This is a genomic window from Bradyrhizobium sp. USDA 4473, from assembly GCF_054063335.1.
Genome location: NZ_JBSSGE010000001.1, coordinates 1,880,042 through 1,897,255, shown reverse-complemented (window position 1 = coordinate 1,897,255; position 17,214 = coordinate 1,880,042). Strand labels below are relative to the sequence as shown.

The window sequence follows — 17,214 nt, the reverse complement described above, 5'->3', positions numbered from 1 at the left end:
CCTGCCGTCGCGAATGACGGCAGGCTTTTTTTCGTCATTCCGGGGCGCGCGAAGCGCGAGCCCGGAATCCATTTGTCACCAACGTTGCGGCCTGATGGATTCCGGGCTCGTCGCTTCGCGCCGCCCCGGAATGACGGCTGTGAGAACTACAAAAAGCTCTGTGGATCGACGTCGACCTCGAGCTTCAGATTGCCGGTGGTCTTCGGACCGGCCTCCAGCCATTCGCGCAGATATTGCGACAGGTCGACATTGCGCAGCGACTTCACCAGCAGGCGAAAGCGGTAGCGGCCCTTGATGACGGCAAGCGGCGCCTCGGCGGGGCCGAGCACCTGAATCCGTTCGTCGAGCGGCGCCACCGCGGCGAGCTTGCGGGCAAAGCCTTCCGCCGTCGGGCGGTCGCCGGCGGAGATGATCAGGCTGGCCAGCCGGCCGAACGGCGGATAGCCGGTGCGCTCGCGGATCTCGATCTCGCTGGCGTAGAACGCCTCGCGGTCGTTGGCGATCAGGGCCTTGATGACCGGATGCTCCGGCTGGTGGGTCTGCAGATAGCCGACGCCGCGGCCCTGCTCGCGGCCGGCGCGGCCGACCACCTGGTTCAAAAGCTGGAACGTCCGCTCGGCGGCGCGCGGATCGCCGTTGCTCAGGCCGAGATCGGCATCGATGACACCGACGAGGTTGAGCCGCGGGAAGTTGTGCCCCTTCGCCACCAGCTGGGTGCCGATGATGATATCGACGCGGCCCTCGGCGATCTCGTTGAGCTCGCTGCGCATGGTCTCGATCGAGGTGATCAGGTCGCTCGACAGCACCATGGTGCGGGCCTCGGGGAAGATGTGAGCTGCCTCCTCCTGCAAGCGTTCGACGCCGGGACCGACCGCGACCAGCGATTCCTCGGCCGCGCAATGCGGACAGATGTTCGGGCGCGGCATCGAGAAGCCGCAGTGATGGCAGACCAGCCGCTGGCGAAACCGATGGTCGACCAGCCAGGCGTCGCAGATCGTGCAGGCGAAGCGGTGGCCGCAGGCCCGGCACAGCGTCAGAGGCGCATAGCCGCGGCGGTTGAGGAACAGCAGCGCCTGCTCGCGGCGCTCGATCGCGTGACGAATCTGCTCGGCCAGAACCGGCGAGATGAAGCGGCCGCGCGGCGGCGGCGCGCGCCGCATGTCGATCGCCTCGATATGCGGCATGTGCTGGCCGCCGAACCGCGACGGCAGCGCCACGCGCTGGTAGCGCCCCTTGCGCGCATTGACCTCGCTCTCGACCGACGGCGTCGCCGACGCCAGCACGATCGGGATTTTGGCGATATGGGCGCGAACCACCGCCATGTCGCGCGCGTGATAATGCGCGCCGTCATCCTGCTTGTAGGCCTGGTCGTGCTCCTCATCAACGATGATGAGGCCGAGCTCGGCATAGGGCAGGAACAGCGCCGAGCGGGCGCCGACCACGACCGGCGCCTTGCCCTCCGAGATCGCGGCCCAGTTGCGCGCGCGGGTGCGCGGCGTCAGCTCGGAATGCCATTCCAGCGGCCGCACGCCGAAACGCTGCGCGAAGCGGTCGAGGAACTGGCCGGTCAGCGCGATTTCCGGCATCAGGATCAGGGTCTGCTTGCCGCGGCGGATATTCTCGGCGATCGCCTCGAAATAGACCTCGGTCTTGCCCGATCCGGTGACGCCGTCGAGCAGCGCGACATGAAAGCTGCCGCTCGCCGCAAGCGTCCGCAGCACGTCGACCGCGCTGCGTTGCTCGCGCGAGAAATCCGGCTGCGCATAGGAGGGATCCGGAACCGGCGGCGCGGCTGGCGGCGGCATCGCCTCGACCGTCAGCGTGCCCTCATCGACCAGGCCGTCGATCACGCCGGAACTGACGCCGGCCTCCCGCGCCGCGTCCGACTTGCCGTGCAGCAAGCGGTCCGACAGCACCTCGATCAGGCGCCGCCGCGCCGGTGTCAGGCGCCGCGGCGGCTCGCCGACCAGTCGCACACCGAGGCGCATCCGCTCCGGCCCGAGATTGTCGCCCATCCGCAGCGTCATCCGCAGCACCATGCCGCGCGCCGATAGCGTGTAGGTGGAGACCCAGTCGACGAGCTGGCGCAGCTCCGCCTTCAGCGGCGGAACATCGAGCTTCTCGCTGACGTCCTTGAGCCGGTTGTGCAGCCGCGGATCGGGCCTGGCGTTCTCGGCCCAGACCACGGCTATGACCTCGCGCGGTCCGAGCGGAACCGAGATCACGTCGCCGGGCGCGAGCTCCATGCCGCGCGGCACGCGGTAGGAATAGGTCTGGTTCAGCGCGACAGGCACCAGCACGTCGACGACGCCTGTCGTCGATGCGGAGGCCAAGCTGGGGCGCGTGGTGTGATCCATGAAATCGGAGCTTTTGAATCCGGACTTTGCACCGGGCTAGCACCGTCGTGCGGTCTTAGCGATCGGTAAACGAAGGCAGTGCGATATAATCAGGAGATTCGTAGCGCCAATAGCCCCTAACAGATGGCCCGGACCGATCAGCCCATCGCACCGCTCGAGCTCGACTGCGCCGATCCATCGGTGACGCAGGAGATGATGCGATGGCTGTCGCATCTGCGCGCCGAGCGGCGGCTGTCGCCGAAGACGCTCGAGGCCTACGCCCGCGACGTCAGGCAATGCCTGGCCTTCCTGGCCGAGCACTGGGGCGCGCGCGTGACGCTTGCGGCATTTTCCGCGCTCGAGGCGAGCGACGTCCGCGCCTTCATGGCGATGCGCCGTGCCGACGAGATCGGCGGCCGATCGCTGATGCGGGCGCTGGCCGGCCTGCGCTCGTTCGGACGTTTCCTGGAGCGCGAAGGCAAGGGCAAGGTCGGCGCTCTCTCAGCGATCCGCGCGCCGAAGGTGGCGAAGAGCCTGCCGAAACCGATCCACATGGAAGCCGCGAAGCGCTTTGCCGACGCGGACGAGCGTGCCGGCGAGGAGCGCGAGACCTGGATCCTGGTGCGTGACGCCGCCGTGATGGCGCTGCTCTATGGCTCGGGCCTGCGCATCTCGGAGGCGCTGGGGCTGAAGCGCCGCGACGTGCCGAAGCCGGGCGAGGGCGACGTGCTGGTCGTGACCGGCAAGGGCAACAAGACCCGCATGGTGCCGGTGTTGCACAACGTGCTGCAACTGATCGCGGACTACGCGGCGATCTGCCCGCACCAGCTCAGCCCGACCGGGCCGATGTTCGTCGGTGCGCGCGGCGGCCCGTTGAGCCCGCGCATCATCCAGCTCACCATGGAGCGGCTGCGCGGAGCGCTCGGCCTGCCCGACAGCGCCACGCCGCATGCGCTGCGGCACTCCTTCGCCACCCATCTCTTGAGCCGCGGCGGCGATTTGCGTGCGATCCAGGAATTGCTCGGCCACGCATCGCTGTCGACCACGCAGATCTACACCGGCATCGACAGCGAGCGCCTGCTCGAAGTCTATCGCTCCGCGCACCCGCGAGGCTGATCGCATCGCTGTCAGCTCAAAGTCAGGCGCAGGCCTCGCCTGCCGATCCGCCGTTCATCTTGCGCCGTTCATCTTCGTTCATACGGCTGCCACATACCGCGCGGCCCTTGCCTTGTGCGCCGCATTCGGCAATCGTGGCGCGGTCTCATCCGGAGGGGAATCATGAGCGCACATGAAAGTATGGAGCACGCGGAGCATGCCGAGCATGCGTCGGGCGAGAACAGGAAGATCGCGCTCCTGATCGCCGTGATCGCGCTCTGCCTGGCGCTGTCCGAGACGCTCGGCAAGGGCGCCCAGACCGAATCGATCAGCAAGAATGTCGAGGCCTCCAACCTCTGGGCCTTCTTCCAGGCCAAGAGCATTCGCCGCACCGCGGTGCAGACCGCCGCCGAGCAGGGCAAGCTGAACCTCGCCACCACCACCGACGAGGCGGCCAAGGCCGCGCTGCAGAAGCAGATCGACGACTGGCAGAAGACCGCGGCGCGCTACCGCTCGGAGCCGGAGACCGGCGAGGGTTCGGAGCAACTCTCCGAGCGCGCCAAGCACGCCGAGCATGAGCGCGACGAGGCCACCGCGAAGTATCATCACTTCGAGCTTGCCTCCGCCGCCTTCCAGATCGCGATCGTGCTGGCATCCGCAACTATCATCACCGGCATCGCCGCGCTGGCCTGGGTATCCGGCCTGGTGACGCTCGCCGGCGTCCTGATGACCGTGCTCGGTCTATTCCAGCCGCACCTGCTGCCTTTGCATTGAGGCGGACGAATCCGCTCTGTAACCGTCATCCTGAGGAGCCGCGAAGCGGCGTCTCGAAGGATGAATCGGCCACCGGCCGGGCCGTTCATCCTTCGAGACGCGCGCAAAAGCGCGCTCCTCAGGATGACGGGATTGAGAGCTATGCTCAAAGCACCTTGCTGGTCTGGTGCACGCTTTTGCGGAAGCGTGCGATCAGGCGCAGCGTGCGTGCGGTCCAACCCTCGCCGTCGCCGGTGATCATCTCGCGGATGCGCCGCTTGACCGGCTCGACCAGCGCGGTGGCCTTGGCGCGCAGCGCCATCACGAAATTATAGAGCGCCTCGAACCAGGGCATCTCCAGCAGCTTCGACCGCGTCACGTCGAACAGGAAGGCCGTGACGCCGACGCCGACGATCTTGGCGAACAGGATCAGCGAGACCGCACTGAACCAGTATTGATTCGCCAAGAGCCAGAGCCCGACCAGCTTCAGCGGAAACAACGGGATCAGCGGCACGACGAAGACGATCAGCGTCATCGCCGGCGACAGCGAATCGACCCGGTCGGCGAGCCATTGCTTGAGCGCATGCAGCGGAATCCACGCCACCACGCGGGCCACGATCGGCTCGAGGTGATCCCACAGCCAGGCCTCGATCAGGAAAATGATCGCAAGCAGGACCCAGAACGGCTGAAGCAGGCGGCGCAACATCGCTATGATCTTGAAGCGCGATGAATCATCGCGCTTCAGCTCCTCGTTTGAGCATGATCCTCTCGGAAAACCGCTTCACACTTTTCCGGATCACGCTCCAGCCGGCTCGCGCCGGACGTTCGATCACATATGGATGGCGCGCTTGCCCACCGCAAGCGCAGCTTCCTTGATCGCCTCGGAGCGGGTCGGATGGGCGTGGCAGGTGCGCGCCAGATCTTCGGCCGAACCGCCGAATTCCATCAGAACGCAGGCTTCATGGATCATTTCGCCGGCCTCGATGCCGACAATGTGCACGCCGAGCACCCGGTCGGTCTTCGCATCTGCGAGAACCTTCACGAAGCCGTCGGTGGTCTGGTTGACCTTGGAGCGGCCGTTCGCGGTGAACGGGAATTTGCCGACGGTATAGGCGACGCCGGCCTGCTTGAGGTCTTCCTCGGTCTTGCCGACCGACGACACTTCCGGGGTGGTATACACAACACCTGGAATGACGTCGTAGTTCACATGGCCGGCCTGGCCCGCGATGATCTCGGCGCAGGCCACGCCCTCGTCTTCCGCCTTGTGCGCGAGCATCGGCCCGGCCACGACGTCGCCGATCGCGTAGATGCCCTTCACATTGGTCGAGAAGTGCTGATCGATCGCGACGCGGCCGCGATTGTCGAGCGCAACGCCGGCTTCCTTCAGCCCGAGACCCTCGGTGTACGGCACGCGGCCGATGCAGACCAGCACGACGTCGGCCTCGATGGTCTCCGCGGCACCGCCGGCGGCCGGCTCGACCTTGGCCTGCAACGTCTTGCCAGACGTGTCGACCGAGGTGACCTTGGCGCCGAGCTTGAACGCAAAGCCCTGCTTCTCAAGGATGCGCTGGAATTGCTTGGCCACTTCGCCGTCCATGCCGGGCAGGATGCGGTCGAGGAATTCCACCACGGTGACCTTGGCACCGAGACGGTGCCAGACCGAGCCAAGCTCGAGCCCGATCACGCCGGCGCCCACGATCAAGAGGCTGCCCGGCACCTTCTCCAGCGACAGCGCGCCGGTCGACGACACGATGCGCTTCTCGTCGATCTCGATGCCCTTCAGCCGCGCGATGTCCGAGCCGGTGGCGATCACGATGTTCTTGGTCTCGACGGTCTCGGCCTTGCCGTCGCCGGAGACCTCGACCTTGCCGGCACCGAGGATCTTGCCGGTGCCCTTGAGCACGTCGATCTTGTTCTTCTTCATCAGGAACTCGACGCCCTTGACGTTGCCGTCGATGCCCTGCTGCTTGAAGTTCATCATCGCCGGCAGATCGAGCTTCGGCGCCGGGACGCTGACGCCCATCTTGGCGAAGGAGTGCCCGGCTTCCTCGAACATCTCGGAGGCGTGCAGCAGCGCCTTCGAGGGCATGCAGCCGACGTTGAGGCAGGTGCCGCCCAGCGTCGCGTTCTTCTCGACGACGGCAACCTTCATGCCGAGCTGTGCCGCGCGGATCGCGCAGACATATCCGCCGGGTCCGGTGCCGATGACGACGAGATCGTAAGAAGCCATGATGGACGGTCCTGTAGCTAAACTCTGTGACAGTTACGCGGGCGCGATCTTGTTGGCAGACCGGCGCCCGCTCTTGAATGTGGCCTAGCGACCGCCCGACACGTCGAGGATCGCGCTGGTGACGTAGGACGCCTCGTCCGAGATCAGCCAGACGATGGCGTTGGCGATTTCGTCCGCGGTGCCGACGCGCTTCATCGGCACCAGATGGGCCAGCCGATGCGCGCGATCAGGCTCGCCGCCGGCTGCATGGATGTCGGTATCGATCAGACCGGGACGAATTCCGGCGACGCGGATGCCTTCATTGGCGACTTCGTAGCCGAGGCCGATCGTGAAGGAATCGATCGCGCCCTTGGAGGCGGCATAATCGACATAGGTGTTGGGCGCGCCGAGCTTGGCCGCGACCGAGGACAGGTTGACGATGACGCCGCCCTTGCCGCCATGTTTGGTCGACAGCCGCTTCACCGCCTCGCGCGCGCACAGGATGCTGCCGGTGACGTTCACCGCCATCATCTGCTGGATGCGCTCGGCCGACATCTCGTCGACGCGCACGCCGCTCTTGCCGACGATGCCGGCATTGTTGACCAGCGCACCGAGCGTGCCGAAGCCATCCGCAGCCTTGAACAGCGCCAGGATGTCCTGCTCGCTGCCGACGTCGCACTTCACCGCGATCGCCTTGCCGTTCTTCGCTTCGATCGCGGCGACAACCTCGTTGGCCGCGGCCTGGTTCGTGGCGTAGCCGACCACGACGCGATAGCCGCGCGCGGCGGCAGCAAGCGCGGTAGCGCGGCCGATGCCGCGGCTGCCGCCGGTGATGACAACGACCTTATCCGTCACATTGATCCCCGATCATGAGCACCCAACAAATCGCGACGCCCGAGCCGGTCGGGCGTCGCGCGCGAACGACCTCAGAGATCCAGCACCAGGCGGGCCGGATCTTCCAGGCTCTCCTTGACGCGCACCAGGAAGGTGACCGCTTCCTTGCCGTCGATCACGCGGTGATCGTAGGACAGCGCCAGATACATCATCGGGCGCACCTCGATCTTGCCGCCGACCACCATCGGCCGCTCCTGGATCTTGTGCATGCCGAGGATGCCGGACTGCGGCGCGTTGAGGATCGGCGTCGACATCAGCGAGCCGTAGATGCCGCCATTGGTGATGGTGAAGGTGCCGCCCTGCATCTCGTCGATCTTGAGCTGACCGTCGCGGGCGCGGCGGCCGAAGTCGGCGATCGACTTCTCGATCTCGGCGATCGACTTGTGGTCGCAGTCGCGCACGACAGGCACGACGAGGCCACGGTCGGTGCCGACAGCAACGCCGATGTGGTAGTAGTTCTTGTAGATCAGGTCGGAGCCGTCGATCTCGGCGTTGACGGCCGGAATGTCCTTCAGCCCCTGCACCACCGCCTTGGTGAAGAAGCCCATGAAGCCGAGCTTCGAGCCGTGCTTCTTCTCGAACGTGTCCTTGTAGAGCGCGCGCAGCTTCATCACCTCGGTCATGTCGACCTCGTTGAAGGTGGTCAGCATGGCGGCGGTGTTCTGCACGTCCTTGAGGCGGCGCGCGATGGTCTGGCGCAGCCGGGTCATCTTGACCCGCTCCTCGCGCGCGGCATCGTCGGCCGGCGAGGGCGCACGGACCTGCACGGCGGCCGCCGGCTGGTTGACCGGCGTTGGCGCCGAGGCGGCCTTCTCGATCGCAGCGAGCATGTCGCCCTTGGTGACGCGGCCGTCCTTGCCGGAGCCCGGAACGGTGGAGGCATCGACGCCGCTTTCGGCCGACAGCTTGCGCACCGACGGCGCCAGCGGCGCGTCCGCCGGCGGAGCCTTGGGCGCGGCAGGCGCCGCCGCGGGAGCGGCGGCAGCGGGCGCGGCGGCAGCGTGCGCGGCGGCCTTGGCGGGAGCGGCGGCAGCAGCAGCCGGCTTGGCGGCAACAGCGCCGTCATTGATCTGGCCGAGCAGCGCGCCCACGGCGACGGTCTCGCCATCCTTGGCGATGATCTCGCCGAGCGTGCCGGCGACCGGCGCAGGCACCTCGATGGTGACCTTGTCGGTCTCCAGCTCCACCAACGGCTCGTCCACTGCGACGGCCTCACCGGCCTTCTTGAACCAGCGGCCGATGGTGGCCTCGGTCACGGATTCGCCGAGCGTTGGAACGCGAATTTCAGTCATGGTCTTTTCCTCGATAACCTTGCGGTCGAAAAATTTATCCGGCCACCACCCGCCAAAGCGGACGACCCGGTCCTCCGTGACGACAGCACCTGTGCTGAATGACGCGGATACCGGATGCCCCGCCCCGGTGCGCACTTGCGCACAGGGCGGGGCATGGCTGCAGTGAAGATCGTTAGTTCAGTGCGTCGTCGAGCAGCGCCTTGAGCTGCGCCAGGTGTTTCGACATCAGACCGGTGGCGGTCGCTGCCGATGCCGGACGGCCGGCATAGCGCGGACGCTTGTTAGCTGCGTTGACCTGGTTCAGCACCCATTCCAGATAGGGCTCGATGAAGTGCCAGGAGCCCATGTTGCGGGGCTCTTCCTGGCACCAGACCATCTCCGCGTTCTTGAAGCGGCCGAACTCCTGCACCAGCGCCTTGAGCGGCACCGGGTAGAGCTGCTCGATGCGCATCAGATAGATGTCGTCGATGCCGCGCTTCTCGCGCTCCTCGTACAGGTCGTAATAGACCTTGCCGGAGCACAGCACGACGCGACGGATCTTGTCGTCCGGCACCAGCTTGATCTTCTCGTCCGGCAGCATCTGCGCGTCATCGTACAGGATGCGGTGGAACGTGGCGTTCTTGCCGAGTTCGTCGAGCCGCGACACCGCGCGTTTGTGGCGCAGCAGCGACTTCGGCGTCATCAGGATCAGCGGCTTGCGGATCTCGCGATGCAGCTGGCGCCGCAGCACGTGGAAGTAGTTCGCCGGCGTGGTCGGATTGACCACCTGCATATTGTCCTCGGCGCACATCTGCAGATAGCGCTCGAGGCGCGCGGAGGAATGCTCCGGTCCCTGCCCCTCATAGCCGTGCGGCAGCAGGCAGACGAGGCCCGACATGCGCAGCCATTTGCGTTCGCCGGAGGAGATGAACTGGTCGAACACCACCTGGGCGCCGTTGGCGAAGTCGCCGAACTGGGCTTCCCAGAGCGCCAGCGCATTCGGCTCGGCCAGCGAGTAGCCGTATTCGAAGCCGAGCACCGCCTCTTCCGACAGCAGCGAGTTGATGACCTCGTAATGGCCGGTGTCTTCGCCGCCGAGATGGTTGAACGGCGTGTAGCGGCTCTCGTCCTCCTGGTCGATCAGCACCGAATGGCGCTGCGAGAAGGTGCCGCGCTCGGAATCCTGGCCGGACAGCCGCACATGATGGCCTTCCTGCAGCAGCGTGCAGAACGCCAGCGCCTCGCCGGTCGCCCAGTCGATCCCGATCCCGCTGTCGATCGCCTTGGCGCGGTTGTCGAGGAAACGCTGGATGGTGCGGTGGACGCGGAAGCCGTCCGGCACCTTGGTGATCTTGCGGCCGATGTCCTTGAGTACGGCAACATCGACGCCGGTGACGCCGCGGCGGGCGTCTTCTTCCTGATCGGCCGACTTGAACCCGGCCCACTTGCCGTCGAGCCAGTCGGCCTTGTTCGGCTTGTAGCCCGAGCCGGCTTCGAGCTCGGCATCGAGCCGCGCGCGCCAGTCGGCCTTGGCCTTCTCGACCTCGCCGTCGGTCAACACGCCGTCAGCGACCAGCCGCTTGGCGTAGATTTCCAGCGTCGTCGGGTGCGCGGCGATCTTCTTGTACATCACCGGCTGGGTGAACGCGGGCTCGTCGCCCTCGTTGTGGCCGTGGCGCCGGTAGCAGAACATGTCGATCACGACCGGCTTGTGGAATTTCTGCCGGAACTCGATCGCGACCTTGGCCGCGAACACCACGGCCTCCGGATCGTCGCCGTTGACGTGGAAGATCGGCGCATCGATCATCTTCGCGACGTCGGACGGATAGGGCGACGAGCGCGAGTAGCGCGGATAGGTAGTGAAGCCGATCTGGTTGTTGACGATGAAGTGCAGCGAGCCGCCGGTGCGATAGCCCTTCAGGTCGGACAGGCTGAAGCACTCCGCCACCACGCCCTGGCCCGCGAACGCCGCGTCGCCATGCATCAAAAGCGGCAACACCGAGATGCGCATGTCCGGCGGATCGCCGTGCTGGTCCTGCTTGGCGCGCACCTTGCCCATCACGACCGGATCGACGATCTCGAGATGCGACGGATTTGCGGTCAGCGACAGATGGATGCTGTTGCCGTCGAACTCGCGGTCCGAGGAGGCGCCGAGGTGATACTTGACGTCGCCGGAGCCTTCGACCGAGTCCGGGTTGGCCGAGCCGCCCTTGAATTCATGGAACAGGGCGCGGTGCGGCTTGCCCATCACCTGGGTCAGCACGTTGAGGCGGCCGCGATGCGGCATGCCGACCACGATCTCCTTCACGCCGAGATTGCCGCCGCGCTTGATGATCTGCTCCAGCGCCGGGATCAGCGATTCGCCGCCGTCGAGGCCGAAGCGCTTGGTGCCGGTGAACTTGGTGTCGCAGAACTTCTCGAAGCCGTCGGCCTCGATCAGCTTGTTGAGGATCGCGCGGCGTCCCTCGGGCGTGAAGCTGATCTCCTTGTCCGGACCCTCGATGCGCTCCTGGATCCACGCCTTCTGCGCGGCATTGGAGATGTGCATGAACTCGACGCCGAGCGTCTGGCAGTAGGTGCGCTCGCAGATCTGCACGATCTCGCGCAGCGTGCCGTATTCGAGGCCGAGCACGTGATCGAGGAAGATCTTGCGGTCGAAGTCGGCTTCGGTGAAGCCGTAGGAGCGCGGATCGAGCTCCTCGCGATCGCGCGGCGCCTCGATGCCGAGCGGATCGAGCTTGGCGTGGAAATGGCCGCGCATGCGGTAGGCGCGGATCAGCATCAAGGCGCGAACCGAATCGCGGGTCGCCTGATGCACGTCGGCGTCGGAAAGCTCGGTGCCCTTGGCCTGCGCTTTCGCCGCAAGCTTGGTGCCGACCGCCTTCTCGACCTGGGCCCAGTTGCCGTCGAGCGCCGAGGTCAGCTCGTCGCGCGGCGTCACCGGCCAGTTGGCGCGGCCCCACGAGGCCCCCTCGGCGTTCTTCTGCACGTCGGCCGGGGCGTCCTTCAGGCTCTTGAAGAAATCCTGCCATTCGGCGTCGACCGAGGATGGGTCCTGCTCGTAACGGGCATAGAGGTCGTCGATGTAGGCGGCGTTGGTGCCCTGCAGGAATGAGGAGAGTGCAAAAGCGGCGTTCGCGTCTTGGCGAGACATGGGGCAGTCCTGGTGATTTTTTCGGTTCGCGCGTAGGAGACGGCGCTGATGCCGGTCTGGAAGTGCGCCGGCTGGATGGGATATCCTTTACCCTATCTAGGACGGATATTCCTGCCTAAAAGAACTAAGAAATGAATATATTTTCAATTCTTATCGAGCGGCCGCCGCGCCGTTAACATGCTCAAATAGATGTGGTTCCGGACGGAAATCCCGCCGGAACCATGTCGTGATCCAGGTAAGTTCCGCGTGGCGGCGGTTACTTCAGCATCTCGGCGAGCGTATGCCCGAGCCGCGCCGGCGACGGCGAAACCTTGATGCCGGCCGCTTCCATCGCCGCAGTCTTGGAACCGGCGTCGCCTTTGCCGCCCGAGATGATCGCGCCGGCATGGCCCATGCGGCGGCCGGGAGGTGCGGTGACACCGGCAATGAAGCCGACCATCGGCTTCTTGCGGCCGCGCTTGGCCTCGTCCTTGAGGAGCTGGGCGGCATCCTCCTCGGCGGAACCGCCGATCTCGCCGATCATGACGATCGATTTGGTGTTCTCGTCGGCCAGGAACATTTCCAGCACGTCGATGAATTCGGTACCCTTGACCGGGTCGCCGCCGATGCCGACTGCGGTGGTCTGTCCGAGGCCTTCCTGGGTGGTCTGGAACACCGCCTCATAGGTCAGGGTGCCGGAGCGGGAGACGATGCCGACCGAGCCGGGCTTGAAGATGTTGGCCGGCATGATGCCGATCTTGCATTCGCCGGCGGTCATCACACCGGGGCAGTTCGGCCCGATCAGCCGCGACTTCGAGCCGGACAGCGAGCGCTTCACGCGCACCATGTCGAGCACCGGGATGCCCTCGGTGATGCAGACGATCAGCGGGATCTCGGCGTCGATCGCCTCGCAGATCGCGTCCGCCGCGCCGGGCGGCGGCACATAGACCACGCTGGCATCCGCGCCGGTCTTGGCGCGCGCCTCGGCGACGGTGTCGAACACCGGCAGATTGAGATGGGTCGAGCCGCCTTTGCCGGGCGCAACGCCGCCGACCATCTTGGTGCCGTAAGCGATCGCCGCTTCCGAATGGAACGTGCCGTTCTTGCCGGTGAAGCCCTGACAGATGACCTTGGTGTTCTTGTCGATCAGAATGGACATGGTTCGAGATGCTTTCGCGAGACAGCGGTGAAGGGTTTAGTGGATACGCCGGTACACGCCGGTGAGCACGTCGGCCCACCCTTCCGCGTCAGGCGAGAACTGGATCTTCATGGTGTAGGTGTTGTCGTCGACGACCTCGTAGACGTGACGGGCATTGCCGCGCAGCGAGCCGCGCACCAGGATCAGCGACTTGCCCGCCCAGCCGCCGGAGGCCGGCGACGGCGGGTAGTAGCCGAGCGAATCGTGCCAGAACAACCGGTAGGCGCGATCCTCGCGGTCGTAGGTGAAGACGCCGTGGGTGGCGAAGCTCTCCTTGCCGTCGCGGGTCTGCACGCTGTCCTGGATCAGGTAGAAGCCGTTGAGCGCGATGCGCGCAACGACATGCGAGGTGGCCGGACCGCCCGCGGTCCAGCGCGACGGATAGACCATCTCTTCGCCGTTCCACTCGCCCGCGAAGACCGCAAGCTTGCGGTGTTCATCCAGCGGCGTCGGGGCGTCGAGATGATCGGCCATCGTTAGCCTCCCTTGACGGCTTTCACGATCTTCTGCGCGGCGTCGTCGAGATTGTCGGCAGCCAGGACATTGAGACCGCTGTCGCGGATGATCTTCTTGCCGAGCTCGACATTGGTGCCTTCAAGACGCACCACCAGCGGCACCTTGAGGCCGACCTGCTTCACCGCGGCGACCACGCCCTCGGCGATCACGTCGCACTTCATGATGCCGCCGAAGATGTTGACCAGGATGCCCTTCACGTTCGGATCGGCGGTGATGATCTTGAAGGCGGCTGCGACCTTCTCGACGCTGGCGCCGCCGCCGACGTCGAGGAAGTTCGCCGGCTCCATGCCGTACAGCTTGATGATGTCCATCGTCGCCATGGCGAGGCCGGCGCCGTTGACCATGCAGCCGATCGTACCGTCGAGCGCGACGTAGTTGAGGTCGTATTTCGACGCCTCGATCTCCTTGGCGTCTTCCTCGGTCTCGTCGCGCAGCGCGACCACGTCCGGGTGGCGGTACAGCGCGTTGCTGTCGAACGACACCTTGGCGTCGAGCACGCGGAGCTGGCTCTGCTTGGTGACGACGAGCGGATTGATCTCGAGCATCGCCATATCCTTGGCGACGAAGGCATTATAGAGCTGGGCCGTCAGCTTCTCGGCCTGCTTGGCGAGATCGCCCTTCAGCTTCAGCGCCTCGGCGACGGTGCGGCCGTGGTGCGGCATGATCCCGGTGGCGGGATCGACCGAGAAGGAGATGATCTTTTCCGGGGTCGAATGCGCGACGTCCTCGATGTTGACGCCGCCTTCGGTCGACACCACGAAGGAGATTTCCGAGGTCTCGCGATTGACCAGGATCGAGAGGTAGAACTCCTTGTCGATGTCGGAGCCTTCCTCGATGTAGAGGCGGTTGACCTGCTTGCCGTGCGGGCCGGTCTGCACCGTGACCAGCGTCGCGCCGAGCATCTGCTTGGCGAATTCGTCGACCTCGGCGACCGATTTGGCGATGCGGACGCCGCCCTTGTCGCCGGCGGATGCTTCCTTGAACTTGCCCTTGCCGCGGCCGCCGGCATGGATCTGGCTCTTCACCACCCAGATCGGGCCGGGGAGCTGCTTGGCCGCCGCGTCGGCGTCTTCCGGCTTCAGCACCGCGACGCCACGCGAGATCGGCACGCCGAATTCGTGCAGCAGTGCCTTGGCCTGGTATTCATGGATATTCATGGAAAGAGGCTCCCAAACCCTCGTGCGCCGAACTTCGCGTCAGACTTGACGCTGGCATACCATATACCAAAGCGCGCGCAACTACAAAATCCGCCGGAATTTCATCACCTTGCGCCCGACAGGCGATCGAAATCGCCTATCGGGCGATTGCCGAACGCGATTACTTGCCGAGCAGATCGGGCGCGATCTTCTTGCAGGCGTCGACCAGGCCCTGCACCGCGCCGACCGACTTGTCGAACGCTTCGCGGTCCTTGCCGGCAAGCTCGATCTCGACGACGCGCTCGACACCCTTGGAGCCGATCACGGTGGGCACGCCGACATACATGTCCTTCACGCCGTACTCGCCGTTGAGATAGGCGGCGCAGGGCAGCACGCGCTTCTTGTCCTTCAGATAGCTCTCGGCCATCGCGATCGCGGATGCGGCCGGCGCGTAGAAGGCCGAACCGGTCTTGAGCAGATTGACGATCTCGGCGCCGCCGTTGCGGGTGCGGTCGACGATCTCGTCGATGCGCGCCTGCGAGGTCCAGCCCATCTTGACGAGGTCGGGCAGCGGAATGCCGGCAACCGTCGAGTAGCGGGTCAGCGGCACCATGGTGTCGCCGTGGCCGCCGAGCACGAAGGCGGTGACGTCTTCGACCGAGACGTTGAATTCGTCGGCCAGGAAATAGCGGAAGCGCGCGGAGTCGAGCACGCCGGCCATGCCGACCACCTTCTTGTGCGGCAGGCCCGAGGCCTTCTGCAACGCCCAGACCATCGCGTCCAGCGGGTTGGTGATGCAGATGACGAAGGCGTCCGGCGCGTACTTCTTGATGCCGGCGCCGACCTGCTCCATGACCTTGAGGTTGATCGAGAGGAGATCGTCGCGGCTCATGCCGGGCTTGCGCGGCACGCCGGCGGTGACGATGCAGACCTTGGCGCCGTCGAGCGCTTCATAGGAATTGGCGCCGACCAGGTTGGAGTCGAAGCCGTCGACCGGCGACGACTGCGCGATGTCGAGTGCCTTGCCCTGCGGCACGCCCTCGGCGATATCGAACAGCACGACGTCTCCGAGCTCCTTGAGGCCGACGAGGTGCGCCAGCGTTCCGCCGATCTGTCCGGAGCCAATCAGTGCAATCTTGTCGCGTGCCATGGGAAATCAGTCCTTTGAACTGGTGCAGGAGGGAGGGAAGTCGGTTGCAAGGGTGGTTATCCCTTTCGAATGATCCATTCAAGTCGGCCTGCAAGTCGCGGGCCTGCCCCGATTGCGGACCCTGCCTGCAATTCGATCAGGCATGCCAGCAGCATCCTCCCGGAGACACGAAAAGTTGCTCCGAACCGGGCCACGCGCAAGAGCGAATTTCGAGCTGGATTTCAGGTCTCGACCAGCCCGGTCGTCGCGCCGCTTGCGGAAGAATCCTTCCGGCCGTGCGGCAGCGCCAAATAGGATTCCGAGCTCATTTCGATCAGGCGCGAGGCCGTGCGCTTGAACTCCATCGCCTCGACGCCGTCGTCGGCAAGGTACAGCGACACCGGATCGGCTGCCGCCGAGGCCATCAGCTTCACGGCATTGTCATAGAGCGTGTCGATCAGCGAGATGAAGCGCTTGGCGGCGTTGCGCTCGGCGTAGTCCATCACCGGAACGTGGTCGATCAGGATGGTGTGGTAGTCGTGCGCCAGCCTCAGATAGTCGGAGGCGGCAAGCGGCTTCTCGCAGATCTCGGCAAAGCTGAACCGCGCGACGCCGTGCGACGAGCACGGCACGTGCAGCACACGTCCCTTGATCGCGATGTCGCGCGCCTTGCACGGCGCATTGCCGGTCATCTTGCGCCAGGCCGCGTCGAGCTCGGCATCGGCGGCTTGATCCGCCGGCACCAGCCACATCTTGACGCCGAACAGTTTTTCCAGCCGGAAATCGGTGCGCGCATCGAGCCGCAGCACGTCCATATGGTCGGAGATCTGCGCGATGAACGGCAGGAACAGCGCGCGATTGAGGCCGCCCTTGTAGAGATCCTCAGGCGCGACGTTCGAGGTCGCGACCACGACGGTGCCGAGATCGAACAGCCTCGCGAACAGCCGCCCGAGGATCATCGCGTCCGCGATGTCGGTGACGTGGAATTCGTCGAAGCAGAGCAGCCAGGCCTCGTCGAAGATCGCCTGCGCGGTGAGCGCGATCACGTCGCCGTCTGCAATCTCGCCGCGCGCGATCTGCTGACGATAGCCGTAGATCCGCTCATGTGCCTCGGCCATGAATTCGTGGAAATGCGCGCGGCGCTTGTGCTCGACCGGGCTCTGCTGGAAGAACAGATCCATCAGCATGGTCTTGCCGCGGCCGACCTCGCCATGGACGTAGAGACCGCGCGGCGGCTTGTCGTCCTTGTCGCCGCCGAACAGCCGGCCGAACAGGCCCTGCTTGCGCTGCGGCTTGTAGCTCGCGAGCCGCTCCTCCAGCGCGCCGAACGCATCGGCAGCGCGGGCCTGCGCGGGATCAGCCTCGATCGCGCCGGAGGCGACCAGGGCTTTGTAGTGCTCGAGAAAGGAACTGGGCGAGGTGGACAGCATGGGCCCACCTTACGGCCCTACTGCGCGACAAATTGCAAGCCGTGAATTGTGCCATTGGGGTATGCAAGCGCGAACCCTTGCATACCACGGCCGGCCACACGGCCTTGCCAGGTG

At 65.5% G+C, this 17,214-nt stretch carries 13 protein-coding genes; 2 read left to right on the top strand and 11 right to left on the bottom strand.

The features are described 5' to 3' along the window. Positions 1-146: 146 nt before the first annotated feature. Complete coding sequence (locus tag ACVW17_RS08885; RefSeq protein WP_456797028.1) at positions 147-2,357, bottom strand: primosomal protein N'; 2,211 nt, start codon at positions 2,355-2,357, stop codon at positions 147-149. Positions 2,358-2,480: 123 nt separating this feature from the next. Between ACVW17_RS08885 and ACVW17_RS08880 the strand changes: the two genes are divergently transcribed. Both ACVW17_RS08880 and ACVW17_RS08875 read left to right on the top strand, forming a co-directional pair. Then, the gene (locus ACVW17_RS08880) at positions 2,481-3,452 is read left to right on the top strand and encodes a tyrosine recombinase XerC (RefSeq protein WP_456751529.1); all 972 of its coding nucleotides are present in this window, start codon (positions 2,481-2,483) and stop codon (positions 3,450-3,452) included. A 162-nt stretch (positions 3,453-3,614) separates the two neighbouring features. Then, entirely contained in the window at positions 3,615-4,205 is a 591-nt protein-coding gene (locus tag ACVW17_RS08875; protein WP_456751528.1) for a DUF4337 domain-containing protein, read from the top strand. 145 nt (positions 4,206-4,350) lie between these two features. On the opposite strand, the gene ACVW17_RS08870 is transcribed toward ACVW17_RS08875, so the two are convergent. The 10 genes from ACVW17_RS08870 to zapE all read right to left on the bottom strand — a co-directional run bounded on the left by ACVW17_RS08870 (position 4,351) and on the right by zapE (position 17,100). Then, positions 4,351-4,890 carry a hypothetical protein gene (locus ACVW17_RS08870; RefSeq protein ID WP_456751527.1) on the bottom strand — a complete coding sequence of 180 codons (540 nt, stop codon included), beginning with the start codon at positions 4,888-4,890 and terminating at the stop codon, positions 4,351-4,353. Between the two features lie 123 nt (positions 4,891-5,013). Further along, positions 5,014-6,414 carry a dihydrolipoyl dehydrogenase gene (lpdA, locus tag ACVW17_RS08865; protein ID WP_456751526.1) on the bottom strand — a complete coding sequence of 467 codons (1,401 nt, stop codon included), beginning with the start codon at positions 6,412-6,414 and terminating at the stop codon, positions 5,014-5,016. An 84-nt stretch (positions 6,415-6,498) separates the two neighbouring features. Continuing rightward, the gene (locus ACVW17_RS08860) at positions 6,499-7,248 is read right to left on the bottom strand and encodes an SDR family oxidoreductase (RefSeq protein ID WP_456751525.1); all 750 of its coding nucleotides are present in this window, start codon (positions 7,246-7,248) and stop codon (positions 6,499-6,501) included. 71 nt (positions 7,249-7,319) lie between these two features. Next, positions 7,320-8,579 (bottom strand): 2-oxoglutarate dehydrogenase complex dihydrolipoyllysine-residue succinyltransferase, encoded by a 1,260-nt coding sequence (gene odhB / locus ACVW17_RS08855; RefSeq protein WP_456797027.1) that lies wholly within the window; start codon positions 8,577-8,579, stop codon positions 7,320-7,322. Positions 8,580-8,751: 172 nt separating this feature from the next. Then, positions 8,752-11,712 (bottom strand): 2-oxoglutarate dehydrogenase E1 component, encoded by a 2,961-nt coding sequence (locus ACVW17_RS08850; RefSeq protein WP_456751523.1) that lies wholly within the window; start codon positions 11,710-11,712, stop codon positions 8,752-8,754. A gap of 256 nt (positions 11,713-11,968) precedes the next feature. Next, on the bottom strand, positions 11,969-12,850 hold the full coding sequence (gene sucD, locus ACVW17_RS08845) for a succinate--CoA ligase subunit alpha (protein WP_456797026.1): 882 nt from the start codon (positions 12,848-12,850) through the stop codon (positions 11,969-11,971). Between the two features lie 36 nt (positions 12,851-12,886). Beyond that, on the bottom strand, positions 12,887-13,363 hold the full coding sequence (locus ACVW17_RS08840) for a DUF1579 family protein (RefSeq protein WP_456751521.1): 477 nt from the start codon (positions 13,361-13,363) through the stop codon (positions 12,887-12,889). Positions 13,364-13,365: 2 nt separating this feature from the next. Beyond that, a complete protein-coding gene (gene sucC, locus ACVW17_RS08835) occupies positions 13,366-14,562 on the bottom strand; it encodes an ADP-forming succinate--CoA ligase subunit beta (protein ID WP_456797025.1) in 1,197 nt (398 codons plus the stop codon). A 160-nt stretch (positions 14,563-14,722) separates the two neighbouring features. Next, the gene (gene mdh / locus ACVW17_RS08830; protein ID WP_021078790.1) at positions 14,723-15,691 is read right to left on the bottom strand and encodes a malate dehydrogenase; all 969 of its coding nucleotides are present in this window, start codon (positions 15,689-15,691) and stop codon (positions 14,723-14,725) included. Positions 15,692-15,912: 221 nt separating this feature from the next. Continuing rightward, positions 15,913-17,100 (bottom strand): cell division protein ZapE, encoded by a 1,188-nt coding sequence (gene zapE / locus ACVW17_RS08825; protein ID WP_456751520.1) that lies wholly within the window; start codon positions 17,098-17,100, stop codon positions 15,913-15,915. Between the last annotated feature and the right edge of the window lie 114 nt (positions 17,101-17,214).

Coding starts and splice junctions, on each gene's coding strand:
- ACVW17_RS08885 (WP_456797028.1), bottom strand. CDS start 2,357: ATGGATCACACCACGCGCCCCAGCTTGGCCTCCGCATCGACGACAGGC.
- ACVW17_RS08880 (WP_456751529.1), top strand. CDS start 2,481: ATGGCCCGGACCGATCAGCCCATCGCACCGCTCGAGCTCGACTGCGCC.
- ACVW17_RS08875 (WP_456751528.1), top strand. CDS start 3,615: ATGAGCGCACATGAAAGTATGGAGCACGCGGAGCATGCCGAGCATGCG.
- ACVW17_RS08870 (WP_456751527.1), bottom strand. CDS start 4,890: ATGTTGCGCCGCCTGCTTCAGCCGTTCTGGGTCCTGCTTGCGATCATT.
- lpdA (WP_456751526.1), bottom strand. CDS start 6,414: ATGGCTTCTTACGATCTCGTCGTCATCGGCACCGGACCCGGCGGATAT.
- odhB (WP_456797027.1), bottom strand. CDS start 8,579: ATGACTGAAATTCGCGTTCCAACGCTCGGCGAATCCGTGACCGAGGCC.
- ACVW17_RS08850 (WP_456751523.1), bottom strand. CDS start 11,712: ATGTCTCGCCAAGACGCGAACGCCGCTTTTGCACTCTCCTCATTCCTG.
- sucD (WP_456797026.1), bottom strand. CDS start 12,850: ATGTCCATTCTGATCGACAAGAACACCAAGGTCATCTGTCAGGGCTTC.
- ACVW17_RS08840 (WP_456751521.1), bottom strand. CDS start 13,363: ATGGCCGATCATCTCGACGCCCCGACGCCGCTGGATGAACACCGCAAG.
- sucC (WP_456797025.1), bottom strand. CDS start 14,562: ATGAATATCCATGAATACCAGGCCAAGGCACTGCTGCACGAATTCGGC.
- mdh (WP_021078790.1), bottom strand. CDS start 15,691: ATGGCACGCGACAAGATTGCACTGATTGGCTCCGGACAGATCGGCGGA.
- zapE (WP_456751520.1), bottom strand. CDS start 17,100: ATGCTGTCCACCTCGCCCAGTTCCTTTCTCGAGCACTACAAAGCCCTG.